General features: G+C 40.7%; 28 protein-coding genes. 11 read left to right on the top strand and 17 right to left on the bottom strand.

Features of this window, described 5'->3' with window-relative positions:
• The first annotated feature begins 72 nt into the window (after window positions 1-72).
• The 3 genes from apbC to L3V38_RS05925 all read left to right on the top strand — a co-directional run bounded on the left by apbC (window position 73) and on the right by L3V38_RS05925 (window position 4,364).
• Window positions 73-1,149, top strand: a complete 1,077-nt coding sequence (apbC, locus tag L3V38_RS05935; protein ID WP_237118704.1) for an iron-sulfur cluster carrier protein ApbC — start codon at window positions 73-75, stop codon at window positions 1,147-1,149.
• A gap of 3 nt (window positions 1,150-1,152) precedes the next feature.
• The gene (gene dcd / locus L3V38_RS05930; RefSeq protein ID WP_130149696.1) at window positions 1,153-1,740 is read left to right on the top strand and encodes a dCTP deaminase; all 588 of its coding nucleotides are present in this window, start codon (window positions 1,153-1,155) and stop codon (window positions 1,738-1,740) included.
• Between the two features lie 128 nt (window positions 1,741-1,868).
• Window positions 1,869-4,364, top strand: coding sequence for an EAL domain-containing protein (locus L3V38_RS05925; protein WP_237118703.1), 2,496 nt, complete (start codon window positions 1,869-1,871; stop codon window positions 4,362-4,364).
• Here L3V38_RS05925 and L3V38_RS05920 read toward each other — a convergent pair.
• Both L3V38_RS05920 and L3V38_RS05915 read right to left on the bottom strand, forming a co-directional pair.
• Window positions 4,330-5,106 (bottom strand): CLCA_X family protein, encoded by a 777-nt coding sequence (locus L3V38_RS05920; RefSeq protein ID WP_237118702.1) that lies wholly within the window; start codon window positions 5,104-5,106, stop codon window positions 4,330-4,332. The two genes, L3V38_RS05925 and L3V38_RS05920, sit on opposite strands and share 35 nt — an antisense overlap.
• Entirely contained in the window at window positions 5,106-5,705 is a 600-nt protein-coding gene (locus tag L3V38_RS05915) for a tRNA-uridine aminocarboxypropyltransferase (protein WP_237118701.1), read from the bottom strand. Before L3V38_RS05915 ends, L3V38_RS05920 begins: the two co-directional genes overlap by 1 nt.
• Window positions 5,706-5,826: 121 nt before the next feature.
• Between L3V38_RS05915 and L3V38_RS05910 the strand changes: the two genes are divergently transcribed.
• A complete protein-coding gene (locus L3V38_RS05910; protein WP_237118700.1) occupies window positions 5,827-6,171 on the top strand; it encodes an Hpt domain-containing protein in 345 nt (114 codons plus the stop codon).
• Window positions 6,172-6,264: 93 nt separating this feature from the next.
• Window positions 6,265-7,482, top strand: a complete 1,218-nt coding sequence (locus L3V38_RS05905; protein WP_237118699.1) for a pyridoxal phosphate-dependent aminotransferase — start codon at window positions 6,265-6,267, stop codon at window positions 7,480-7,482.
• A gap of 39 nt (window positions 7,483-7,521) precedes the next feature.
• Here the strand turns inward: L3V38_RS05905 and L3V38_RS05900 are convergent, their stop codons facing one another.
• The 4 genes from L3V38_RS05900 to L3V38_RS05885 are packed head-to-tail and all read right to left on the bottom strand — an operon-like array spanning window position 7,522 to window position 10,422.
• Entirely contained in the window at window positions 7,522-7,989 is a 468-nt protein-coding gene (locus tag L3V38_RS05900) for a glycine zipper 2TM domain-containing protein (protein WP_237118698.1), read from the bottom strand.
• Between the two features lie 12 nt (window positions 7,990-8,001).
• Window positions 8,002-8,613, bottom strand: a complete 612-nt coding sequence (lpoB, locus tag L3V38_RS05895; RefSeq protein WP_237118697.1) for a penicillin-binding protein activator LpoB — start codon at window positions 8,611-8,613, stop codon at window positions 8,002-8,004.
• A gap of 10 nt (window positions 8,614-8,623) precedes the next feature.
• Entirely contained in the window at window positions 8,624-9,049 is a 426-nt protein-coding gene (locus L3V38_RS05890; RefSeq protein WP_130149704.1) for a YcfL family protein, read from the bottom strand.
• Between the two features lie 8 nt (window positions 9,050-9,057).
• Window positions 9,058-10,422 carry an adenine DNA methylase gene (locus L3V38_RS05885; RefSeq protein WP_237118696.1) on the bottom strand — a complete coding sequence of 455 codons (1,365 nt, stop codon included), beginning with the start codon at window positions 10,420-10,422 and terminating at the stop codon, window positions 9,058-9,060.
• A gap of 138 nt (window positions 10,423-10,560) precedes the next feature.
• Between L3V38_RS05885 and L3V38_RS05880 the strand changes: the two genes are divergently transcribed.
• Window positions 10,561-11,415, top strand: a complete 855-nt coding sequence (locus L3V38_RS05880) for a DMT family transporter (RefSeq protein WP_237118695.1) — start codon at window positions 10,561-10,563, stop codon at window positions 11,413-11,415.
• Here the strand turns inward: L3V38_RS05880 and L3V38_RS05875 are convergent.
• The 7 genes from L3V38_RS05875 to L3V38_RS05845 form a co-directional block, all read right to left on the bottom strand.
• Complete coding sequence (locus L3V38_RS05875; RefSeq protein ID WP_237118694.1) at window positions 11,399-12,091, bottom strand: M15 family metallopeptidase; 693 nt, start codon at window positions 12,089-12,091, stop codon at window positions 11,399-11,401. The two genes, L3V38_RS05880 and L3V38_RS05875, sit on opposite strands and share 17 nt — an antisense overlap.
• Window positions 12,088-13,218 carry a succinyl-diaminopimelate desuccinylase gene (gene dapE / locus L3V38_RS05870; protein ID WP_237118693.1) on the bottom strand — a complete coding sequence of 377 codons (1,131 nt, stop codon included), beginning with the start codon at window positions 13,216-13,218 and terminating at the stop codon, window positions 12,088-12,090. Before dapE ends, L3V38_RS05875 begins: the two co-directional genes overlap by 4 nt.
• Entirely contained in the window at window positions 13,218-13,562 is a 345-nt protein-coding gene (locus L3V38_RS05865; protein ID WP_237118692.1) for an ArsC family reductase, read from the bottom strand. Before L3V38_RS05865 ends, dapE begins: the two co-directional genes overlap by 1 nt.
• A gap of 5 nt (window positions 13,563-13,567) precedes the next feature.
• A complete protein-coding gene (locus L3V38_RS05860; RefSeq protein ID WP_237118691.1) occupies window positions 13,568-14,065 on the bottom strand; it encodes a PTS glucose transporter subunit IIA in 498 nt (165 codons plus the stop codon).
• Between the two features lie 4 nt (window positions 14,066-14,069).
• On the bottom strand, window positions 14,070-14,462 hold the full coding sequence (locus L3V38_RS05855) for an ACT domain-containing protein (RefSeq protein ID WP_062568902.1): 393 nt from the start codon (window positions 14,460-14,462) through the stop codon (window positions 14,070-14,072).
• 227 nt (window positions 14,463-14,689) lie between these two features.
• Window positions 14,690-16,846, bottom strand: a complete 2,157-nt coding sequence (pta, locus tag L3V38_RS05850; protein WP_130149711.1) for a phosphate acetyltransferase — start codon at window positions 16,844-16,846, stop codon at window positions 14,690-14,692.
• A 4-nt stretch (window positions 16,847-16,850) separates the two neighbouring features.
• Window positions 16,851-18,065, bottom strand: a complete 1,215-nt coding sequence (locus tag L3V38_RS05845) for an acetate kinase (protein ID WP_237118690.1) — start codon at window positions 18,063-18,065, stop codon at window positions 16,851-16,853.
• A 290-nt stretch (window positions 18,066-18,355) separates the two neighbouring features.
• On the opposite strand from L3V38_RS05845, the gene yfbV reads away from it, so the two are divergent.
• The gene (yfbV, locus tag L3V38_RS05840; protein WP_062568905.1) at window positions 18,356-18,802 is read left to right on the top strand and encodes a terminus macrodomain insulation protein YfbV; all 447 of its coding nucleotides are present in this window, start codon (window positions 18,356-18,358) and stop codon (window positions 18,800-18,802) included.
• Here the strand turns inward: yfbV and L3V38_RS05835 are convergent.
• The 3 genes from L3V38_RS05835 to xthA are packed head-to-tail and all read right to left on the bottom strand — an operon-like array spanning window position 18,799 to window position 21,049.
• The gene (locus tag L3V38_RS05835; RefSeq protein ID WP_237118689.1) at window positions 18,799-19,596 is read right to left on the bottom strand and encodes a putative RNA methyltransferase; all 798 of its coding nucleotides are present in this window, start codon (window positions 19,594-19,596) and stop codon (window positions 18,799-18,801) included. The two genes, yfbV and L3V38_RS05835, sit on opposite strands and share 4 nt — an antisense overlap.
• Window positions 19,593-20,243: an energy-coupling factor ABC transporter permease gene (locus L3V38_RS05830; RefSeq protein WP_237118688.1), complete on the bottom strand. Its 651-nt coding sequence runs from the start codon at window positions 20,241-20,243 to the stop codon at window positions 19,593-19,595. Before L3V38_RS05830 ends, L3V38_RS05835 begins: the two co-directional genes overlap by 4 nt.
• The gene (gene xthA / locus L3V38_RS05825) at window positions 20,240-21,049 is read right to left on the bottom strand and encodes an exodeoxyribonuclease III (protein ID WP_237118771.1); all 810 of its coding nucleotides are present in this window, start codon (window positions 21,047-21,049) and stop codon (window positions 20,240-20,242) included. The genes L3V38_RS05830 and xthA overlap by 4 nt, the downstream gene beginning before the upstream one ends.
• Window positions 21,050-21,297: 248 nt before the next feature.
• On the opposite strand from xthA, the gene L3V38_RS05820 reads away from it, so the two are divergent.
• The 4 genes from L3V38_RS05820 (at window position 21,298) to rluB (ending at window position 24,048) form a co-directional block, all read left to right on the top strand.
• Complete coding sequence (locus L3V38_RS05820; protein ID WP_237118687.1) at window positions 21,298-21,732, top strand: exonuclease III; 435 nt, start codon at window positions 21,298-21,300, stop codon at window positions 21,730-21,732.
• Between the two features lie 204 nt (window positions 21,733-21,936).
• Window positions 21,937-22,461 carry an EF-hand domain-containing protein gene (locus tag L3V38_RS05815; protein ID WP_237118686.1) on the top strand — a complete coding sequence of 175 codons (525 nt, stop codon included), beginning with the start codon at window positions 21,937-21,939 and terminating at the stop codon, window positions 22,459-22,461.
• Window positions 22,462-22,588: 127 nt separating this feature from the next.
• Window positions 22,589-23,179, top strand: a complete 591-nt coding sequence (gene scpB, locus L3V38_RS05810) for an SMC-Scp complex subunit ScpB (RefSeq protein ID WP_237118685.1) — start codon at window positions 22,589-22,591, stop codon at window positions 23,177-23,179.
• Window positions 23,176-24,048, top strand: coding sequence for a 23S rRNA pseudouridine(2605) synthase RluB (gene rluB / locus L3V38_RS05805; protein WP_062568912.1), 873 nt, complete (start codon window positions 23,176-23,178; stop codon window positions 24,046-24,048). The genes scpB and rluB overlap by 4 nt, the downstream gene beginning before the upstream one ends.
• A gap of 73 nt (window positions 24,049-24,121) precedes the next feature.
• On the opposite strand, the gene L3V38_RS05800 is transcribed toward rluB, so the two are convergent.
• Window positions 24,122-24,865, bottom strand: a complete 744-nt coding sequence (locus L3V38_RS05800) for a YciK family oxidoreductase (RefSeq protein WP_062568913.1) — start codon at window positions 24,863-24,865, stop codon at window positions 24,122-24,124.
• Window positions 24,866-24,982 lie beyond the last annotated feature (117 nt).

Below are 24,982 nucleotides of genomic sequence, written 5' to 3'. Positions count from 1 at the left end.
GTCTGGTTTTAATGCTTTGAATGTTACATAATTCCGTGGCACTTTTCATCAAAGAAACGCTATTTTATTGCTATGTTTGGACTGTCAAAAATATTCTCTGGAAAATCGACTGAAAAAGCACCTATGCTTGAGGCATTAGCTGCTTATCGAAGTAGTGCTTTTGCGATAGGTATAGAACAAAGCTGGGTGAAAGATATCCAGCAAAATGATGACAAAAGTTGGCATGTTAAGCTTGTTTTACCTTTTGCAGGGCTGGGTGAAATTCATGATATTGAATCATTCATTAACCAAAAGTTGGCTTGTGAGGTAACTATTGAAGCCCAAGTTAAACTCTCAGAAGCGAGTAAGTTTAAGCAGATTAAACATATTATACTCGTAGCTTCCGGTAAAGGTGGAGTTGGTAAATCGACGACTGCGGTCAATTTAGCAGCGGCACTTCAGCAAGAAGGCGCTAAAGTGGGGATATTGGATGCAGATATATATGGCCCATCTATTCCACTGTTGCTTGGCTTGCAGGGCGCTGAGCCAAAAACAGCAGACAATAAACATCTACTGCCTTTTGAAGCACATAACCTCAAAGCTCAATCAATAGGTTTTTTAGTTCCGAGTGATGATGCGACCGTATGGCGTGGCCCCATGGCTTCGGGGGCGCTTAACCAGTTGTTAAATGAAACCGATTGGGGAGAGCTAGATTATTTAATTGTCGATATGCCCCCGGGCACTGGCGATATTCAATTGACTATGAGCCAAAAAGTGCCAGCCAGCGGCACTGTGATCATCACAACACCTCAAGATTTAGCATTAGCAGATGCACAAAAAGGTATCGCAATGTTTAATAAAGTAAATGTGCCTGTATTGGGTCTCATCGAAAATATGAGTTACTTTTTGTGTGGTCACTGTGGACAGCCGAACCATGTGTTTGGTAAAGATGGTGCAGTTACTTTAGCTCATCGTCATGGGGTGCCTGTACTTGCGACAATTCCATTAGCGACAGAAATTCGTGAAAGCTCTGAGCAAGGTCACTTGATTGCGCAAAATAACGCAGAAACTATTAGCGAAACATACAAAACAGCGGCACGCGTTCTCGCGAGCAGTTTATATTACCAGCAGGCGAAAAGCGCTGTTGAGATTGTTATAACGGATGATTAATAAATGAGATTATCAGATACCCATATTCAACAATACATTAATGATGGCCGTATTGTTATTGAGCCCTCGCCAAGTAAGGAAATGATTTCAGGAGTCACAGTCGATTTACGCTTGGGTAATAAGTTTCGTGTTTTTCAGGATCACACCGCTGCCTATGTCGACTTGAGTGGACCAAAAGATCAGCTAAATAAAGCGATGGAATCAATAATGAGTGATGAGATCGTGTTGAATGAGGATGAAGCTTTTTTCCTACACCCAGGTGAACTAGCACTCGCAATTACTTACGAAAAAGTGACTCTACCTGCTGATATTGTTGGTTGGCTTGATGGGCGTTCATCTTTGGCGCGACTTGGCTTGATGGTGCACGTGACAGCACACCGTATTGATCCTGGTTGGTCTGGCAATATTGTGCTCGAGTTTTATAATTCTGGTAAATTACCACTTGCACTGCGTCCAATGATGAAGATAGGGGCGATGAGTTTTGAAACAATGACGAGTCCTTCTGAGAACCCATATAACACGCGTAAAGATGCAAAATATAAAGATCAAAACTCAGCTGTAGCAAGTCGTATTAGTGACGATAGCAAGTAAAGTCTAATGCGGTGGTTTATTTGACCGCCGCAAATCCCTCCTCATTTGTATAATTAGTTCCTATAAAATTGGCAATTTAAGCGCTTAGATCCCATACTTTTATCTATGTTTGGTGGCACGGAGCTAAGATGCATTCATATAACATGCGCGTAGTCAGGTTTTATAAACAACTAGCTTGTGCGATATGTGCTATCTTGCTGTGTGTTTTATCCTTCTCAAGTTTTTCCTCTCAACTGCCTGTGTGGTTGTTTCAGTCAAATCAGCCACTGAGTGTTTTGGCAGATAAACTTGATGAAAAGCTGATTACACAAAGAAAATTACCCGCGAACAATACCGATACTCTTCGTATTAAAGCCAACCAATCATATTGGATGGTAATCGATTTACATCAACTACCACATGCGCAAACTTATGTTGCGTATCTAGCTGAACCTAATTTAATGTGGAAGAAGTTTTATATTTTAGACAGTGCCTCAACAGCGAAAAATGATGCGCGGTTAATCCCCTTACCAAGTTTATCAAATATAAGGCCCCACTGGCTTATTGAGCATAGGCCTGAAAACCGTTGGGCATTGGTAAACTTTCAACACGATAGGGACATGAACTTACAATTAGGGGTCGTAAATTCCGAACAGTTTGAAATTAACTTACATAAAACAATACTGAGTTACGGTGCAATTATTGGTGTACTACTTATTAGTATATTTGTTTGTCTTGTCTACTATGTTGTATCTAAACGGGTGAAGTACTTATTTCTAGGGATGTATTTTACTTTAGTTAGTATTAGTTTTTTAATTGATAACGGCTTAAGCGGCTATCTTGTTGCAGGTCTTGATTGGTCTGCTAAGTGGCCTTTTCATGAGTTTTCCCTTGGCTTTGTAAGTTATTTTTTATACGAATTTTTGAGTATAAAAAACAGCCGCAATGGTCTGAATCAAACATGGTTAGTGGCAATAGCTATGTTTTTTGCTATTGCATTGATGACATCATTTTTACCTGCATTTAATTTAAGCTGGGTTTATATTGTCAGCTGTAGCTGCTTTATTGTGTTGTCGGTTGCGACGGCAGTTATATTACACAAGCAGAAAAACCATCCGAGCTTGCTGCGTCAATGTATGCTGATAATACTTTCATGTCAGGTTGTGAGCTTACTTATTTGGAATGGCTTTGGTGTTGGAAAACATATAATACAAGATGTTGTGTTGTTGATCAGTTCACTGTCAATTTGTACGGTTTTATTGCTTAAAGACAGACATCGCATAGCGTCATTTAACTATAGTCTCACCCATGATGCTGATACTCAATTACCTAACAAGCAACTGTTACTCGATGAAATGGTTAAAAAAGTTTCACAAAAGCAGCATTTTGCAATCATGTTGTTTAGACCACATGTGTTAACCAATGCACGAGCAACATTTGGTTACGACCATGCTAACCAGTGTATAAATACGACGCTTAATGCCCTCACTCAACAGCTTCAGTCAATTAACGCCCTAAAATTAGAAACGCGCTCGGAAGAAGGTGTGTGGATTGCGCGGATCGATGACAGTATTTTCGCGTGTGTCATTTTAGGGGAGCTTGAGCTCAGCCACATTGAACAGTTTGCTTGTGTTATACATGGGGTGTTTGAAGAGGGGATTTCGCATAATAATATTAAGTTAGTTGATTCGGTTGATATTGGTGTTTCGTACTATCCAATGCATGGCAATACCGCCAAACAAATCCTGCAATGTGCTATTCAAGCTATGAGTGAAAAGCAGGTGCAGGGGGAGCGTTGGCGAATGTTCGACTTAGAGAGTGCGCGTTTGTCTGAGCAGCGTTTGCTCATTGCAGCCTCATTAAAGAGTGCTATTGAGGAAGACCAACTTGCACTGTATTTTCAACCACAAGTTTGCTTAAAAACGGGGAATGTTGTCGGTTGTGAAGCGTTACTGCGTTGGCAGCATCCCGCTTTAGGAGCGATTAGTCCAGAAGTGTTTATTCCTATTGCTGAATCATCTGGGGTTATTAATCAGTTAACTGAGTGGGTGGTAACACGGGGAATTGAATGGCAAGCAATATTTACTAAGCACATCCCAAATCATGTTATCTCTATTAATATATCGGCGAAGGACCTGCTCAATAAAGATTTACCAGTGTTATTTATCACTAAGTTGAATGAGCAAGGTGTTGAGCCAAGCAGTGTGATGCTTGAGCTGACTGAATCTGCCACTTTGGAAGAAAGTAAAAAAATTAAAGTATTACTTAATGACTACAGACTCATCGGTGTTAAATTGGCTATTGATGATTTTGGCACTGGCTATTCTTCTTTGGCATATTTAAGCCAACTAGGCTTTGATGAAGTGAAAATAGATAAGCAGTTTGTACTTAATCTGCAGTTTTCTAATAATGATAAAAGTATCTGTAAAGCAACGTGCGATATTGCAACGACACTTGGTGCGGAGGTGGTTGCTGAAGGGATTGAGGATGAGCAGAGTTTGGCTATTTTAAAAAGTTATGGCTGCCAAGTTGGTCAGGGATATTATTTTGCAAAGCCAATGTCTGCAGATGACTATGTGAGTTGGATCCAAAATTTCAAATCAATCGATATCAGCCTCGATGTAAAAGCGCACCTAGTTGATTAAAGTACAACTGCATCATCTCAGTACATTGTATTGTATGCGTATCACTTGGGTATATTAAACCACTATCATTCAAGCCACTGACTAAGAAGGTGTTAGTTATCCTAGAATGTGTTGAAATACATTTTTCAAAACAACGTGCTGCTAGCTCTTCAGGCATGCTCATATACATTTGCTGCATCGCTTTATCAAACTTGATGGATTGGTTTACATAGTCATTTGGATTTTTTCCATCAATATCTAAAAAAATATGATGGAAAAATTGATCTAAGTAGCGATTTAACTGATGAGATAAGTCTGGTGTTTGTTGCAACCATAGAGCAGAGCAAAACTGCATGCTTTGCCGTTGTGGAAACATGTGCTGACAAATATGGTGGTCAAATGCATGAAACCACTCATGAGCAAGTGCTCCACCACCTGCATTTTTAGCAAGAGCGAGAGTTTGACTATGAGCATTATAGTGAGCTTGTACGCCTTTTTGACCACCATAACCAAATGCAAAATTTAGTTTTTTGCGCAGTCCAATCGCTTCTGGCGGTAATTGCAGAATTTGCGCAAGGTCTGCAAGTGCGTCATAGATGAGGTTAGCTGCTAACAATCGCTCTTGTTTGTTAACCCAGTTACCCACAACCATGGTTCGAAAACCAAAGGTATCACGAATTTCATCAAAGTCGACTTGATCATCAAATCGATAATTAGGGCCATGACGGAAAAAGCCCGCACTCAATCGTTTAGACACTCGCATTACAAGTAACGTGCCTTTACATGTTCTGGCATATGTTGAGTTTGTTTATCTATAAGTGCGTTAAGTAGTTGATATAAAAGTGATACATCACAGTTTTCAATTAAAGCCAAGCTATGTGCTACGGCTTCTAAAGTTGATAAGCTATCAGCGCGAGGTGCCTTACGTATTGTGTACTTATTAGCAGGTAAGCGGTTGAAGCTGACAGCTTTAAATGTCTCTAGGGTTGGGGTGAGTTTTAATATTTTAAATGCTTTTTTCCATGTCCCGTCAATCACGATTAAATGAGTCAATGAGCTTTTAAAGTCGCGCATTGCTTGACTTGAATCATCAAGCTTTAAAGAGTCATCACTTGGGTATAAAACGGCTGTTGTTGTTTTAGGGAGACTGGCCAGTATAGAGAAATCATTCTCAGACTCACCTTGGATAATTTCACAGTTATTCAGCCCTAGTAGCAAAAGTCTCGCTGTGTTTTTAGTGACTTTTTCTTCACTTGGATGACGTAATATAATGATTTTTAGTTTATTATTAATTATGTTTATCGCATCGCATAGACATGTTCTTATCGAAAAGCCACAATGTGGGCAGAGTTCTCTAGCCATATAAACTTAGGTAAATTACTAATTTTGCCTAGTATACATCAGTAAGAAGTAGTTTGCTTTTTTGATGTAAGCAACTAAAGTTGCGACTAGAGAGGATTATGTTTTTAATTAAGGGAAAAAGATGACGACGATCACAATAGACGAAAGTGCACTTGAAGGTATGGAATCGCTTTTAGGTGATCAATTTGCCGACACCTTGACCTTTTGCTGCAGTGAGTTTCAACGGCTGAGCAATGAGGCACTCGCTTGTATTGATGTTGATAACGAATCAGCGGCACGTCATGCACATAGCTTAAAATCTAATGCTGCTCAATTTGGCGCTATGAGTTTATCAGAACTTGCCCGTGAAATAGAGCATGATCTCAATGAGGGGCAAGTGAGCAAAGCAAAAGCAAATTCACAAAACTTACAAGCGCAAGTTGAAGGCTCACAAGAAAAATTACAAGCTTGGTTTGCTGCTCGCTAAAAACTTGAATTTATTTCAGTTATAACCTCAAAAATCCACTAGCATGGTTGCCCTTTACTAGGTTAGTCTAAAGATTAATTAGTAGAGGTAACCATGTCACAAATAAAAAAGAGTCACAAACTAAACGGTGTCTGTTATGACATACGTGGGCCTGTGCTTGCACAAGCTCGAAAAATGGAAGAAGAAGGGCAAAAAGTATTAAAGCTTAACATTGGCAACCCTGCTGCCTTTGGCTTTGATATGCCTGAGGATATGCATAAAGACATCATCCGTAATTTGTATTCAGCCCAAGGCTACTGTGACTCTAAAGGCCTCTACTCAGCCCGTGTGGCTGTTTATCAACACTATCAACAACGCGGTTTGTTTAATCTTGATGTCGATAATATTTATATCGGCAATGGGGTCAGCGAATTGATTCAAATGACCACGCAAGCATTACTTGATAATGACGACGAAGTGCTTATTCCGGCACCGGATTATCCGCTATGGACGGCATCAGTTAAGTTAGCAGGGGGCAACCCCGTGCATTATCTTTGTGATGAAGAGCAAGATTGGTTTCCTGATATTGCGGATATAAAAAGTAAGATTACGTCAAAAACAAAGGCATTGGTGTTAATTAATCCAAATAACCCAACAGGGGCCGTATACAGCGACGATCTCTTACTGGAGCTTATCAATATCGCTCGTGAACATAAGCTACTGTTATTGAGCGACGAAATTTACGAGAAAATTTTGTACGATGGTGTTACCCATAGCTCTATTGGGGCGCTGTGTGATGATGTTCCCATCATTACATTTAATGGTTTGGCTAAAACATACCGTGCTGCGGGGCTTCGTATGGGTTGGATGGTATTAAGCGGCCGCACCAGTATGATGGAAGATTTGAGCCGTGGTCTTGATATGTTGGCATCTATGCGCTTATGTGCCAATGTGCCTGCACAATATGCAATTCAACAAGCCTTAGGTGGGGTACAATCAATTGATAACCTGATTAACCCAGGTGGACGATTATATGTGCAACGTGATATAGCATGGCGTGGTTTAAATGCTATTGATGGTATTAGCTGTAAAAAGCCAAAAGGGGCGCTCTATGCATTCGCGAAAGTGGATACGGCACACTTTAATATCAAAAACGATGAGCGCATGATTTTAGATTTACTCAAAGCTGAGAAAATCTTATTAGTGCATGGCCGCGCTTTTAATTGGCCAGATCCTGATCATTTTAGATTGGTGTTTTTACCTAACAAAGATGATTTAACACAAGCAATGAGTAAAATGCAGCGTTTTTTTGCAGACTACAGGCAAACTTAAAAAAGCGAGCTTCGGCTCGCTTTTTGATTTCTTTACCAATCAATATGCTTTATCAATACGCACCGTATTGTCAGATAGGTAGACTAAGCGGACCTTATCTCCTTGATTAAAGAGCATTCTGCTGTCTTTATCTTGTACAACCATAAATTGCTCACCATTTTCTACTTGGATCATCAATTCAACCAGTTGGTATTGAACATAACGACTTGATTGTTGTTGATTGTGAGCGATAGAGCCACCAATCATTGAGCCCAAAATAGTCGCTACTGTACGGCCACTACCGCCGCCAAATTGATTGCCGACCACTCCACCGATAAGTGCTCCGCCAAATGTTTTCCAGCCATTGGTTTTATCATTCACTAGCTCTTGCTCGGTGATATTACGCACTGACTGAACAGAACCAAATAACACTTGCTGCACAGGAACCGCTTTGTTGCGTTGATAGTCGGCGTAACTTGGCGCGCTTAGTAATAAGCACGCAGTTAGTAAACTAATAAGGTATTTCATATATCCTCCTGGCTACCAGCCAAAAGTCGATTTCTCTCGGGTTTTACGAATTTCAGTTTCATCTGCCCATTCAATTAAACCGCTTTTTAAATCCATTAAGCGCATTGTGAATTTGTAATAAACATCAGACTTATCTGCATTTGACTTTACGATGCTCGATAGGTTGCCATATAGCATGTATTGTGCGCCCACTTGCTGGCCAAACGCGATTGCAGTATTTGGGTTGACTAATGGGTCAACGTTCTGGAAGTTGAGTTGTTCACGAACAGCTTCAACGCGGGTCATATCAACAAAACGAAACTTACCACTGCGTAGTAATTGTGTAGAGATGGAATCGGTAATGGATTCTGTATCAATATGTTCACTGGTTTTGTTTTTAATACGTTCAACAAAGACGATAGGGCGGCTATTTGCTGTAAGCGTGCCAACCACAGGCGAGGCAAGCAATGAATCAGTCATTTGGCTCGCCACTTTTTGTAAGTCTGTTGAACCAAAATTGACATCAACTGTTTCAACCGCTTGTGCGTCGCCATAGCTAACGACCGCTTTATTAGCGCAACCAGAAAGCAACAAAGCGCTTGTTATTGCAACGGCTGCAGCCGACTTAACTGAAATTAATTTCATAGTAGTATCCTTAATCTTCAAATTCTTGTGCTTCTGTTGACACTTCACGCACGGCAAGCGAGAAGGTGACAGCATTTGCTGTCGGGGCTAAGCCCGGTAATTGTGTTTTAGCAAAACCAAATAGTTTTATGGCTTGCCATGGCGAGTGGTTACCTTTAATTATAAACCCATCAGCGTCGTACCAAGTAAATTGGTATTGTAGATATTGTGACTTTTTGTACTGACTAGCCAGTGTTACCACAACATCAGTTAGGCCATTTGTTTGTCTGGTTTTAACGTCTGTTATAGCAAGTTTCTTTCCTAATTCAGGGTTATCGACGATTAATTGCTGATTATACTGTTGGCCTGTTTGCTCAACACCGATACCAGATGTGGTTGGGCGTGAGGAGCATGCCGCAACAAGCAAAATCATTAAAAGTGGCAGTAAGTGTTTCATCATTGCTCCTAGAGTTGGACTACATGAGAGTCTAAATAGTTATTAATAGACGTTAGAAAGACGAAGGTTAACCCTTGCTTACTAACAGTAAAATCAAGGTCGTTATGCCCTTTGATTTTCAAAGTATGTGAACCTGAAGCTAAACGTGTTCGAGCGATACTTAGTTGACTTGGAAGAGTTGACCAACTGCGGGTATCAGCTTGCTCGGAGGCAAGGTTGTAAATATTTGCTAAAATATTGCCGACATCTCCGCCACTTCTTGCAAGTTCAGCGCGCATTTTTTCTTTCGCAATTAGTCGTAATACTTGACGCGATATACGACCAGCGCTTTGATCTTCAAGTGTTTTAGCTGCTAACGCTTCAAGACGAACTATCGGTTTCAGCTCCAAGCTTTTGTTTTCTAGCTGCACTGTGTTTTCAGTTACCGAGAAGGGCATATCTGCATAAATAGGCAGTGCTAAACTATAAAATCGCGCATCACCTCGTGAGGTGTAAATAGGCAGCCTTAAATTGAAAGCATGTTTTTGGGCAATGAGGCCTTGCTCTGCAATAATAACGACCTGTCCGTGGTTCTTATCTGTAACACTTAGCTCACCATATTGTTGGCTGAAACGCTCATACTCTTGAGCAAACCCTTGTTGTTTAGCCAGTCGCAAAACATCTTGTTGAAGATACTGATTATCGGGATTTATTTCTAATGCCTTTTTGTAATCAATATAAGCATCATCAAATTGCTTATTTGCCTCATAAAGCACTGCTGATAAGTAGAAAGTAAAGGCATTTTGAAAGCCATTTTTTACATTACCAATTAATGCATCCATACTCGGATAACCCTGCGCAGCTTTTTTTGCTTGTTCATCAACAATGGCTTGGTTTTCCTTTAGTGCGTCCTCTTGTACTTTATTTGCTCGTCTTACTTCTACAAGTGCCGATTCCAGTTGCGAATTAAACACATAGCTGAGCGCTTTATAGCTGTGCAGCATAGTCATCTCATAGGCTGCGGGCTGATAGTTTATAACGGTATCATTTGTCAAAAGTGAGTTACTTTGCTCTAACCCTGCGCTAATCTGTAATTTAGCTGCTTGACGCTTATCTTCTACGCGTTTGTAAATTGTCTCGAATGTTTCATTCGATGTTTCATTTTGTTGGGCTAAAAAATCCAGTCGCGCACTTTCTAACTGATTCAGTAAGTAATTGCTGTGCGATGAACTCGTACTAGGTAATAATTGCTTAGCATTACTAATATTATTTTGCCTCACAGCTTGTCGTACAGGCTTGAGCTGCGTTGCATAATCTTGGAATAGATCAGTAATACCTATGGTGCTGCAACCTGATAAAAAGCTTACAGCTCCTATAAACAAACATCGACGCACTGAGCACTCCTTTTAAACACTGTAATCAGATTAGCATATGCGCCTTAACCTTTTATGATAAATTATGTAAAAAATCGTAAGTTATAGACGATAAAGCAGGTCTGTTATACGGATAAAAATAATAAGGATAACTGAATTTTGTTTGCCACTATCTTATATACATTTTTAGCACTTAGTGCCTTTGCTGCAAACTCATTATTGTGTCGAATGGCATTGCACAGCGGGGACATTGACCCTTGGAGCTTTACAGCAATTAGGCTATTTAGTGGTGCCATCATGCTACTCTTACTTTTTAGTTGGCAAGTAAAAAGAGTGACAAGCGACGAGCCTGTCGATAAAGGAAATAACTTAAGTGCAATGAGCTTATTTATCTATGCCGTTTGCTTTTCAGTTGCTTATGTTGAACTTAATACAGGAACAGGGGCGCTTATTTTGTTTTCGGCAGTACAGCTGACGATGATAGGCTACAGTATTTTCAATAAAGAGCGCTTATCATTATTGCAGTGGTTTGCTTTAATTGTTGCATTCGCTGGATTCATTTACTTAATGTTACCCTCAGCAGCGGTTCCTTCTTTATTACCTGCTATCCTTATGGCATTAAGTGGTGTTGCATGGGGAGTATACAGTATTCGCGGTAAACAATGTCGCGCTCCTTTACAAGCCACAACGTTTAACTTCTTAAGAAGCCTTATTTTTGTACCCGCGCTTATTTTTGCCGCTTTTTTTCAATGGCCCTCTATCTCTTTCAGCGGGATAGCGCTTGCAGTTGCGTCTGGAGCCCTTGCATCTGGTGTGGGTTATAGTATTTGGTATTTGGCCCTACCAAAGCTAAAAAGTAGTCAAGCTGCTGTTGTGCAATTGACTGTGCCTGTACTTGCCATTGTTGCAGGAATGATTTTTTTAAACGAACAAATTACATTGCAATTAATGGTAGCAAGCGCCCTTATTCTAGGCGCTGTATTGGTGTTCTTACTTACTAAGAAACACGTTTAGGTTGGTTAATATTTGTTACGAAGCGCTCATACAGGCTGCTGAGGTTTTCTAGCACCGCATGTTTACCTGCAATTTCGCTATTTGTAATTCTGTCTTTTAATGTGTTTAAGGATAAGTACTGCATCATCACTTGGGATTGTGTAATGTGACTAATATGCCAAGGTTCTGGTGCAACACCTCCTTTATATTCTTGATAAGGGCGATAAAAACCATAGCGCTCGAGATTCTCATCAAGCCAGTCGTTAAGCTGAGCAAATGGGCCATCACACGCGTATTCATCAGGTGTAAGCTGAAGTTGATAGTCATCATTAATCGCATTTGCGTCGTAAATATCGAGATCAGTGCCAAAATGGTGTCTGCTTGCTCCAGGTAGAGCTGAATAAAGCATGATTGCATGACACTTTTGTGTATCACTAAGACTCTGTAAGTCCAAGGCTTTTTGATCAAGAGTATAAACAGGACGCAAACCCTGAAATTTCGCATTCCATATAGCACTTTGACGCTGAAAATCGCGAAAGCTTGAGGCAAGCGTAAGTTCAATACCTACCTTTTTAGCTGCCTGTTGTAGCGCTAAAAAATCATCAACAATATCAACATGCAAATGATGTTTTTGTAGCTCAACTAAATGTGAGCTACTTGATCCTGTTGCACAAAGTGCTAATTCAGCCTGGTTCATGTTAGTAGTTGCTCTAAAATCGCTTCGTAGATATCTGCAAGTTGAATTAAATCATCTGTACTGACACATTCATCTACTTTATGAATTGTTTCGTTACGCGGGCCAAGCTCAATGACTTTGGCGCCCGTTTGCGCAATAAAGCGGCCGTCAGATGTTCCACCTGTGGTTTCAAGCGCTGTGTCGCGCCCAGTTACCTGTTTAATAGCGCTTACTGTTGCATCAACCAGTGGACCGTGATCGGTTAAAAACGGGAGTCCATTCACTATCCAATTGAGTTCGTAATTAAGGTTATGCTTTTCAACAATATCAATCACTCGTTGCTGAAGTTGCTGATGAGTAACTTCAGTGCTAAAGCGGAAGTTAAATTGAATTTCAAGCTCACCAGGGATCACATTACCAGCACCTGTTCCGCCATTAATATTTGAAACCTGAAAGCTCGTTGCAGGAAAAAACTCATTCCCCTGATCCCACTCGGTTTGGCTCAGCTCAGTTAAAGCAGGGGCGGCTAGGTGAATTGGGTTTTGCGCTAGATGCGGGTAAGCAACATGGCCTTGCACACCTTTAATGGTTAAAAAGCCAGTTAATGAACCTCGACGACCATTTTTAACCACATCACCCAGCTCATCTCGTGACGATGGCTCGCCAACAAGGCACATATCAATTTTTTCTCCACGTGCTTCAAGAGTGTCGATTACACGCGTCGTGCCGTTGATAAATGGGCCTTCTTCATCAGACGTAATTAAAAACGAAATCGAGCCTTTGTGGTCTGGGTGCTTAGCCACAAATCGTTCAGTGGCAATAACCATAGCGGCTAAAGAGCCTTTCATATCGGCGGCACCACGACCATGTAGCATGCCGTCTTTTACCAGTGCCGAAAAAGGCGGGTGCTGCCAATTTTTTTCAGGGCCTGTGGGTACAACATCTGTGTGACCTGCAAAACAAAAGTGTGGTGACTCTTTACCTTTACGTGCCCAAGTATTTAATGTGTCGGTGAAAAACAGCGACTCAATATTAAAGCCCAGCTTTTCAAGGCGCTCGTTCATTAACGCTTGGCAACCGGCATCTTCAGGCGTCACTGATTCACGCTGGATAAGCGCTTGAGCAAGTTCAATAACAGGGTGAGTCATTAGGCAAAAATCTCATCGTATTGAGCTGCTTTAAAACCTAAATGATACTTGCCGTTATGAACCAGTACAGGCCGCTTGATCATCGCAGGTTGTTCCACAAGTAATGCTAATGCAGATTCTTTATCTAAATTTTGTTTTTGTTCATCAGATAACTGACGGTATGTTGTGCCGCGTTTATTTACTAAATCTTGCCAATCAATGTGCTGTGCAAATTCATTAATAAGCTCAGCAGTGATACCGTCTTTACGGTAGTCATGGAAAGTGAACGCTTGATTGTTATCAGATAAAAATTTTTTCGCTTTTTTAATTGTATCGCAATTGCTGATACCGTACATGATAGTCATAAAATCTACTTTTTTGTCACAGTGAGTAATGTATCTATCCCAGCACTAACCTGAGATAGAGAGTAATATAAAGGACCAAGCTGCTGGCTATTAAGGACGCATAAGGTGGCAATCATAGGTGATGAAAGTTCACGTAAATCGAAATAAGCGAGCCGTTCGCCTTGGCTTATCTTGCTGTCATTAAGCTTAGCAATTCTTGTGTGGTTGATATGTTCGCTCAAGGATGAAAAATGTAAATTGATTAATATTTTCAGCCCATTTTTTGCCTGTAATATATATTCTTTTCCGGCATTTTTTACTTGCAGTAGGGTACCATCAAAAGGAGCAACTATATTATGGCTGGTTAATTCAACGCTGATACTTGGCCCAAGAGTCGAAAATCTAAAAAAAGCCTCAGGGTGTTCGCTTATAGGTTTAACTCGGCCTGTGAATGGGCTTTTTATAGCCATCACTTGGTTTTTACGCAAGGAGCGTTGACTTTGATAGGTTACTTCTTTATTCATAAGACTATTTAGTATTTCCTAACACATGATAACCATCTTTTTTCAGTGCCGAAATTGCTTTTTCAATGCTGTGCTTTTTAACTAAAACATAATCTGTATCATAAGTTGAAAGAGCGAAAATAGAGATAGATGCTTTAGCAAGTACACCAGAAATATTAGCCATTATACCTGTTAGAGAAAAGCCCAGCGGGCCAATGACTTCCAGTGCTTGCCAGTCGGTTTCAGCATCTAGGCTATCAATAGTAAAGCTGCTAGGGCAGACGATAGATAATTCATCAGCGGTCTTTGCAATAAAAAATATGCTTTCTTTGAGCAATGCAGGAGGGATAGTGGCATCGACATCAAGGCTATGAATTGTGAGCTCTGTACTATGAAGTTGCAGCGTTTGCTTTGACATCTGTGATCCTATCTATGAAGCCGATAATTAATAGTATACCCAAATCACTTAAAAATACGAGCTATCAACAAGAGATTAAATACAATTAGAAACCATGGGATCACGCCATTTAGTTTTTCATTAATCTTGTCCACAGAATCTGTGGATAAATATGGGAATAGGTCAGTATAAAGAAGGTAATAGGCTAATTTATAACGATTTTATAAATTAGCCTAATTTTTGATGGGTTAGTTTTCTATGCTTTCAACTTGCTTAGCTTGAATCGCTGTAAGGGCAATGGTGTAAACGATATCGTCTACTAATGCACCACGGCTCAAGTCATTTACCGGCTTACGCATACCTTGCAGCATTGGGCCAATACTAATTAAATCGGCACTACGTTGAACGGCTTTATAGGTTGTATTACCGGTATTTAAATCAGGGAATACAAACACTGTTGCTTTACCTGCAACTGGGCTGTCAGGTGCTTTTTTGATTGCTACGTTTTCCATAATAGCGGCGTCGTATTGAAGTGGGCCGTCAATCACTAAGTCAGGGCGTTTTTGCTGGGCAAGTTTAGTAGCTTCGCGCACTTTTTCTACATCCGCACCTGAACCCGAAGTACCCGTACTGTAGCTGATCATTGCAACACGAGGTTCAATACCAAACGCAGCCGCTGAATCAGCTGACTGGATCGCGATATCGGCCAGTTGCTCTGCCGTTGGATCAGGGTTGATAGCACAGTCACCGTAAACTAAAACCTGGTCAGGTAACAACATAAAGAACACTGATGATACTAACGACGAGCCCGGTGCTGTTTTAATTAACTGTAGCGGTGGGCGAATCGTATTCGCTGTGGTATTAACAGCACCTGACACCAAGCCATCGACTTTACCTTGTTCTAGCATCATGGTGCCGAGTACAACGTTATCAAGCAGTTGTTCTTGGGCAACGACTTCAGTTAAGCCTTTGTTTTTACGGATTTCGACCATAGGCGCAACGTAATCGTTGATGACATCAGCTGGCTCAACAATAGTTACGTTATCGTTAAGCTCAACACCTTGCTGCTCAGCAATACGTAAAATTTCTTCTTTGTCACCAAGTAGAATTGTTTTTGCAATACCACGTTGACCGCAAATTGCCGCAGCTTTAATCGTGCGCGGCTCATTACCTTCTGGTAAAACAACTGTTTTATTTGCTTGACGGGCTTTATCGGTTAATAAATAACGGAACGCTGGCGGAGACATTTTACGAGTACGACCAACACTTTGCGCAAGGCTGTCTAACCAGTCTGAATCAATGTGACTAGCGTTGTGATCTTTTACTTTATCGATACGTTGATCATCATCACAGGGTACTTCCATATTGAAATTATGCAGTAATAATGACGTGCGCCACGTATCTTCTTTTGTTGCAAGAATTGGCAGGCCCGTATCCATAGCTTGTTCACATAATTTCATGATGCGATCTTCAGGCTTAAACCCACCGGTTAATAAAATAGCCCCAATTTTTGTACCATTCATAGCAGATAAACAAGCGGCAACTAATACATCAGAGCGATCGCCCGGAGTTACCAGTAATGCACCAGGAGTAAAGTGGCTTAAAATATTCGACACGGTACGGGCACAGAAAGTCACGCGGCGCAAACGACGGTGAGCCATGTCGCCTTCGTTAATAACTTCGGCCTTTAAGTATTCACATAAATCACGCACACGCGGCGCAACGAGGTCGAAATCCCACGGGATTGACCCTAATAACTTAAATGGGTGCTTTCTGAAAATAGGCAGAGATGCTAAACGGTTTAATTCGTTTTCAAGTTGTTCAGGCTCATGGGCCTCAACAAGATCAGCACGGGCACGACCTTCGTCATCTAGAGGTGCATTAACTTTATTGAAAATACAGCCTAACACGCGAGGGTGATTAACACCGCCATAGTTACCAGCAGCAATTTCTAAACGGTCTTCAATTTGGTCATTGCTATCGTTACTTGGTGTTAAAACAAAAACAATATCAGCACCGAGTGTTTGCGCGATCTCACGGTTCACACGGCCTGCATAAGGCTGACGACGTGTTGGCACCATACCTTCGATAATAGCAATTTCGTCTTCTTTGATGGTGTTTTCAAAGCGCTCTACGATTTCTTCAAGTAAGTCGTCGCCTTTACCGTCACCAATCATTTGTTCAGCATAGCCAAGATCGAATGGCGTAGGTGGATTAATTGGCGAGCCATGGGTAACAATTTGCGTTGATTTCTCGGGGCCTGTATCGCCAGAGCGCGGCTGCGCAATAGGTTTGAAAAAGTTAACTTTAAGCGCTTTTTGCTCAAGCGCACGCACTAAACCAACAGAAACAGATGTTAAACCAACCCCAGTTGAAATAGGGATCAACATAATTCTACGTGCCATTTACTTAACCCTCCTTTGCAATACGGGCTGCATCGTTAGCAATAACCCATTCTTCGTTAGTCGGGATCACAAACGCTTTAGCATGGGCTTGGCCTTTTGAAATGAGGCCTTCTTTACCAAAACGTGCCGCTAAGTTTGCAGCTTCATCACACTCAAGGCCTAAAAAGCCTAATTGGGTGATTACTTTGTTACGAATGATATCTGAGTTTTCACCGATGCCACCGGTAAAAATAAGCGCATCAAGGCGTTGTAGAGGCACCAAAAATGCAGCAATTTGTTTTGCTAAGCGGTAGCAGAAAATATCGAGAGCAAGGTTTGCTTGCGGGTGACCTTCAACAGCGGCTTCTTCGATAGTGCGACAGTCATTTGATAATTCACTAATACCTAACAGGCCACTTTGCTTATTAAGTAAGTCATCAATTTCTTGCACTGAATAATTAAGTTGCTGAGTTAAGAAGGTAAATAAACCCGGGTCGATGCTACCACTGCGGGTACCCATCACTAAGCCTTCAAGCGGTGTAAGGCCCATACTGGTATCAACGCTCTTACCATCTTTAATCGCACATACCGAACAACCATTACCTAAATGCGCACTGATCACATTGGTTTGCTCGCGCTCTTTACCCAATAATTTCGCTGCTTCACCAGCAACATAATAATGGCTTGTACCATGGAAACCATAACGTCTTACGCCATGCTCTTTATAAAGCGAGTAAGGTAGGGCGTATAAGTACGCAATATTTGGCATGCTTTGGTGAAACGCCGTATCAAATACAGCAATTTGCGGCAGCGTTGAGAACGCTTGCTGCGCAGTGCGAATGCCCAATAAGTTGGCTGGGTTATGAAGTGGTGCAAGTGCAGCTGTTTTTTCGATAGCTGTAAGTACATCATCGTCAATAAGAACAGATTCAGTGAAATGCTCACCACCGTGCACAACTCGGTGACCGACAGCAATTAAATTATCTGCAAGGCCCAAGTCATTCACAAGCTTCACGAGTTCTGCAATTGCTGCATCATGGGCTTGACCTTTTGCAAGTTCAATCAGCTTTTTTTCGCCATTATATTTATATTTAATTGAAGGTGTGTCTGAGCCAAGGCGCTCAGCTAAACCTGAAATAACTTCGTCAGAAGTAGCGGCATCTAAAATGGCAAATTTTAAACTTGAACTACCACAGTTCAGTACTAAAACATGTTGTGGTGAGCAAAGGGGCTTGGGCATAGCTAGGTCCTAAAAGTACGATATCAGTCAGTGTATATTAAGGCTTGATAATTAGAATTCTTTGCCAGTATAGTAAATAAGTATTTTGTTGCTACACTTAACAAAGCTAGGCTGTAATTATACTAAAGTCTGGTTGACTTAAGCCGATAACATTTTATCTCATTTAGACTTTAAACGTTAGTCCGATTAACATTAATTTGGTATTAAAACTAGGACAGGTTTTGCAGGGATTGTATCCGGGAGTGTGTTACACTCGGTTGTGAAACAAGATGAAAACCCTAGGAGTGATGATGCAAAAAAGTGTCATGTCACAAGTGCAAACAGGTCGTCAATACGCTAAAAAATGGCCAATGCGACAAGAGCTCGCCCCCATGTTTGCTGAATTTAGAGTGATCAAAGCCACAGATCTGGCAATTACAGTGATGCCAATTTTGGCTATGCTGACTGTTTTTATGCAAGTTAACTATTTAGGTAGTGATTATTTCCCGCAAGCAATTACTATCGCGCTATTCTTTTTGTCACTACCATTTCAAGGTTTATTGTGGCTAGGCCGCCGTGCAGAAACCCGATTAGAGCCAGCGATGCTAAGTTGGTACACCGAGCTGCACAGTAAAATGAAAGCACATGGTTATCAGTCACAATTAACGACTGAAAAACCACGCTATTCAGATTTAGCTCAACTCTTAAAAGATATGTTCGAAAAAATGGATAAAGCTTTCACAAAAGAACACTTCTAATCGCGAATAAACTGGCTCACATAAAACGATAACGTTACTTTTTGTGGGCCTTGTTGCTCTATTTGCTGCCAATGCTCTGGGCGAAATTTCCAGGCAAATGGTGTCATCATAATTAGATGTTTAATCTCTTCGACAGACAACAGCACCTGTTGCTCTAATAATGTTGTCGATTCTTTGCTGAAGCCAGCTGGTGGCTCTATTTCTGTGTGTGGTTTTACATCAGCATAAATAAACGCTTTTAACTCTTTAAGGTGCCAAGGGCCAGGGCTTGCAACAATTAAGCTCGCATGAGGTTTTGCAAGGCGGGCAAGTTCTTGTGCAAATAAAGGGGCAAACACACTAACAAGCACATCAGCCTGCGCATCTGCAAAAGGGGCTTGGCTAATTGACGCGACACTAAAATGCGCATTTTCATACCGCTTAGCGGCGTATTTTACAGCAGGTTTCGAAATATCAACACCATGCACTTCGGCACTCGATTGCGCTGCAATGGCTTGGGTATAGAAGCCTTCACCACAGCCTAAATCAAGCACTGAATTTGGTGTCAGTGATGCCACGAGTTTAGCTAAAGCTTGCTGTAAAAAACCATAATGCCCCGCATTTAAAAACTCGCGTCGCGCTTGCACCATTTCAAGGTTATCGCCCGGTTGTTTCGACTTTTTATTTTGCACGGGAAGTAAATTGACATAACCCTCTTTGGCGATATCAAAGCTGTGGTTATTGTCACAACGGTATGTTTTATCCATGAGTGTAAGCTCAAGTTTGCAAAGCGGGCAGTGATAGTGAAGACTCATGAGTCTAAATAGTCCTTATCATAAAAGGTTTTAACCCAGTGAGGGCGATAGGTGATCATTAAGGTAATAGCCATACCATTGAGCATTGCTTCAGGAAACCAAATTATCGCGCATAGAATCAGGTAGTTTTCTGAAATCTCAATAAAACTGTAATCACCAAGCAAGTAATAAAACACACCGCTGGTAAGTATTTTAATACAGGCGATAACAGCGGCGGTTAAAAACGCGCATAAAAAGATATAGATAAAAAAATGTCTTGGTAAGTAGGTATAACAAAGCACAAAACACAAATAGCTCAACGTAATTGGTAAAAAAGCAGTAAACAATAAATGCACCGGCAATAAAGCCATAGGCAACTGAGCAACTAATACCAACAGTAAACTTGCAAGGGCACTTGCAAAAATGGCCAATCGCCAACCTAAAATCAGGGTCACAGCAGTAACCCCTAAAATATGCAATTCAAGGCCTGGTAATATCCCCGCTTTAATGCGCCACAGTACTGCAAGTACCAAAGCACAGGCGAGCACACCAACTTGTCTTATTGGCGTTGCCAATAATTGTGATGCGCTTGGTTTATCAAAACTTAGCCAAAGTATTAAAGCCACACAGCTCCATAAAGGGAGCTGCCATTGCAGTGTGTCTATCATGCGTTAAATGTTGACCATATTGGCGCATGATCAGAAGGTTTTTCGATACCACGTAATTCGTAATCGATACCTGACTCAACACAACGCTCAGCAAGGGCTGGAGTTGCTAAAATTACATCGATACGTAGGCCTCGGTTGTCATCAAAACCTTTTGAGCGGTAATCAAACCACGAGTATTGTTCAATTTTTTCAGGGTAAAGTTCACGGAAGGTATCTTTAAAGCCCCAGTTTAATAATGTACTTAACCATTCACGCTCTTCTGGTTGGAAAGAGCACTTACCTGTTTTTAACCAGCGTTTACGGTTTGGCTCACCAATACCAATGTCGAGATCAGTTGGTGAAATATTAATATCGCCCATCACAATAACATCTTCTTCAGGGGTGTGATTGACTTCTAAGTGGGTCATTAAATCTTTATAGAACTGACGTTTATAAGGGAATTTAATTTCGTGAGCAATATTATCGCCCTGTGGGAAGTAACCGTTCATAACAGTTAAGTCACGGCCATTCTGTTGGGTTACAGTCACGCTGATCATACGACGTTGTGACTCGTCAGTATCGGTTGCAAAGCCTTTCACTACCGATTTAGGTTCTTGTTTACATAACATTGCCACGCCGTAATGGGCTTTTTGACCGTGAAAATAAACGTGATAACCCATTTTTTGCACATCTTCGAGTGGGAAAGCTTCATCATGAACTTTGATTTCTTGTAAGCCAATGATATCTGGTTGATGTTTATCTATCACCGCTTGTAGTTGATGTAAGCGAGCGCGAAGTCCATTAATGTTGAACGAGATAACCTTCATCATGCACCTTAGTTTATTTTTCTTTAAAGGAAGTAACGTAATTCTACCATCAAATGTGGTGCTATTCATGAGCAAAGAAAGAAAAATGCATTGTTTAAATGTTGATCAATTGAAGGTTTAGTTAAACGCATTGTTAACTCGATATTAATTAAAATATTAAATAAAATATTTAATTGATTTGTTCTTTTTTGTTTATATAATGCGCGCAACTTAAACCGTTCAAATTATGTACACTTAAAAGGTAAACCATGAAAAAACAATTAGTGATGCTTTCTCTTGCATGTATCTCATTTGGCTCATTGGCAAGCAATCCACAGTATTTCTCAGCTGATAATCGTATTGAATCGAAGTTATGCAGTCTGAGTGCGAACGAAGGGTTTACCGCTGCACGTAAAGAAGCGACAAAGCATGGTATTGCGATGTCGCGCTTTTCTAAAAGTATTGAGTGTAATGGTGTCGACATTCGTGACATTGCTAAAAAAGCACAATCACAAAAGGCGGCTTCTAAAGTGTCAGTTGAAGTGTTTGCTAAGAATCAGCAAAAAGAAACTCAGCTTTGTATTACAGCACTTAAACAAGGTTTAACACCTGTACGCGAAAAGATTGGTAACTTAAATACCTTAAAATGTAATGGCGAAGCAGTAACAGAGTTCGTTAAGCGTTACCAAAACGCGGCTATCTAATAGCTATATTAAATAAGTTGTAAAAAGCGCTCTTGGAGCGCTTTTTTTATGAAAAAATTACAGTACCCCATGAAAAGCTTGCTGAATCATAGGCTTAACCTTAACTTAACTGCTCTCTAAGTGCTTGATTTTAGCTGGCAAGATGTTTTGGCATCCAACTTGTATTAGTCAAAGTGAATCTAATCGACTACAAGGAAATGTCTTATGAACAAGTTAACTTTAGCATCAACAATTTTAGCAGCTCTAAGTCTATCAGCATGCTCTGCAAGCAACTCTTTAGCAAAAATAGACAGCGATTTTGGCAGTTTAGATAATGATAACGATGGTTACATCTCTAAAACAGAGGCCGATGATGATGCAATTTGGGCGCATTTTTCAAATATCGATACCAACATGGATGAACAAATCAGTCCAATTGAGTTTAATGCTTATATGCAGCTTAATACCGGTAAGGTTGCTGAGGATAGTGAGGTTTCTGAGTCGGCGTTTAAAGCTGAAATCGCTAAATTTGACCCGATCGAAAATGATTTTAAATCGTTAGATAACGATAAAAATGGTTATATTTCGATTGAAGAAGCCGACGATGACGATATTGCCAACCACTTTGGTTATATGGACAGTGATAAAGATAAGCGCGTAAGCCGTAATGAATTTATCAACTATATCACTGAGCATGGTAGTGACGTTGCTGAGGATGACGCATTAGACATGGTTAAAAAGAGCTCGTAACTTAGCTCAAATATAAACATTGTTTGTAGCCAGTGTATTACACTGGCTTTTTTTGTAATAATTTTTCCAACCTAGCAAGACTTCTGTCATAATAGAGCGTTAGTGATCTAAATGACCTATAGTAACGATGGCCACAAAACGTATTAGTGATGAACAGTTAGTCGAAATCATAGAAGCCGCGATTTTTGTAGCAGGTAAACCTTTATCTAAACGTCATTTAAAAGAGACAGTATTAGCTGATTTAAGCGTTTCTATGTCGCGCATTAATAATGCAATTGAAGATATTCAAATCCATTATCAAACACGCGGCATAAAATTAGTTGAAGTTGGCAGTGGTTATCGATTTCAAGCCTGCGCAAGCTTAGCTCCGTGGCTTGCAAATCTTTGGCAAGAGCGCGCACCTAAATACTCAAGAGCACTATTAGAAACATTATCCCTTATTGCCTACAGACAGCCCATTACGCGTGGTGAAATTGAACAAGTACGAGGTGTTACTGTTGGCTCAGGGATTATTAAAACCTTATTAGAAAGAGAGTGGATAAGGGTTGCAGGCCACAAAGAAGTGCCAGGACGTCCGGCTTTGTATGCTACAACATCCGCTTTCTTAGACTATTTTTCATTAGCTGGTTTAGATGAATTACCACCCTTACCTGAACTACAGGAAAGTAAAATTAACCAGCTTTTGAGTGATCCTTCTGTGAGAGAACTATCTGAATGAGTAATGTAGAAACTGAAAAGTTACAAAAAGTATTGGCCCGTGCTGGCGTGGGCTCACGTCGTGAAATGGAAAAATACATCGATGCAAATCGAGTAAGTGTCAATGGCAAAGTGGCCCGTTTGGGCGATCGTGTTGAAGCAACTGATGTCATTCGTGTTGATGGACATGTAGTAAAAGTTGAAGATAAAGCTGATCGGATTTGTCGTGTGCTTATGTATAACAAGCCTGAAGGCGAGTTATGTACTCGTAAAGATCCTGAAGGTCGTCGTACTGTGTTCGATCGTCTTCCTAAAGTGGATGGTGAGCGTTGGATTGCAGTAGGTCGACTGGATATTAATACCGCTGGATTAATGCTGTTTACCAATGATGGTGAGCTTGCTAATCGCCTTATGCATCCAAGCTATGAAGTTGAGCGAGAATATTCTGCACGGGTATTTGGTGAAGTAACGAATGAGACTTTACGTAACTTAACCAAAGGCGTTGAACTGGATGATGGACCTGCAAAATTTTTAAATATTAAACCATTAGGTGGTGAAGGAATAAATCGTTGGTTCAATGTGACCTTAACCGAGGGACGTAACCGCGAAGTTCGCCGTTTGTGGCAATCACAAGATGTGGAAGTATCTCGTCTTATTCGTATTCGTTACGGTAAGTTAGAGCTTGATAAACGCTTGCCTCAAGGTGGTTGGGCAGAGCTTGATCTGGATACAGTTAACTATTTACGTAAAACTGTTCAATTGGGTCGTGAAACGCAAACAAAGTTATCAGTTATACCTGAAAAGCGTAAAGAAAAACGAGCCAAAATAAACCAAATACGTAAAGCGGTTAAAAAGCATAATCAACGCGTTAAGCAGCCTAAGCGTCGTTAAATACTCGCGAATAAAAAACCTTACTCGCGAGTAAGGTTTTTTATTGGTAAATCATACATCAACAGCACTGAACTTATTTTTGTTGCGCATCTAAAGATTGACCATTGATATCTTTTGAATCATCACTCATTAGGTAAAGGTAGGTAGGCATAAGATCCTCAGGGGTTGCTAACTTGTCTTTATCCTCTCCTGGATAGGCTGATGCACGCATAGATGTACGTGTTGCACCTGGGTTGATGCAGTTAATGCGAATGTTTGTTTTTTCTACTTCACAAGCCCATGTCTGCATCATGCCTTCTACTGCAAACTTTGAAATAGCATACGCACCCCAAAACTCGCGACCTTGGCGACCTACACCTGAAGAGGTAAAAATAACCGATGCGCTAGGCGATTTTCGTAAAATAGGGAACATGTACTTAGTGATAAGTGCCTGTGCAGTAACATTAACCTTCATGATGTTTTCAAATGTTGACACACAGAAGTGCTCAAGCGGGCCAAGCGAACCTAAAATACCTGCATTGTTTACTAAGCCATCAAGTTTGCCGAATTGCTGTTCGATTGTCGCAGCAAGGTCACGATAGTTTTGTTTCGTTGCACCTTTAAGATCCATAGGAACAATCGCTGGCTGAGGGCCGCCCGCATTAACGATTTCATCGTAAACAGCTTCTAGTTTGCTGGTTGTTTTACCAAGTAAAATGATCGTAGCACCATGTTTTGCATAGGTTAAGGCTGCTACGCGACCAATGCCATCACCAGCACCAGTAATTAAAATAACTTTGTCTTTTAGCGCGTTTTCTGCGGCTTTGTAATTGTGCATAAAAGTACCATAGGTTAAATTTTTTCGTATTTTACCATAGCAAAAAGCCAAGTTATCGAATTTATTGCAAATTAAGGTGGCGAAAATTAAAACTTTACGTTAACTTTAACTGGTCTA

Origin of the sequence: Pseudoalteromonas sp. L1, from assembly GCF_021728095.1 — a bacterium.
Lineage (GTDB): Bacteria > Pseudomonadota > Gammaproteobacteria > Enterobacterales > Alteromonadaceae > Pseudoalteromonas.
Note: the sequence above shows the minus strand (reverse complement) of the source record. Positions and strands in the feature narration are given on the sequence as shown.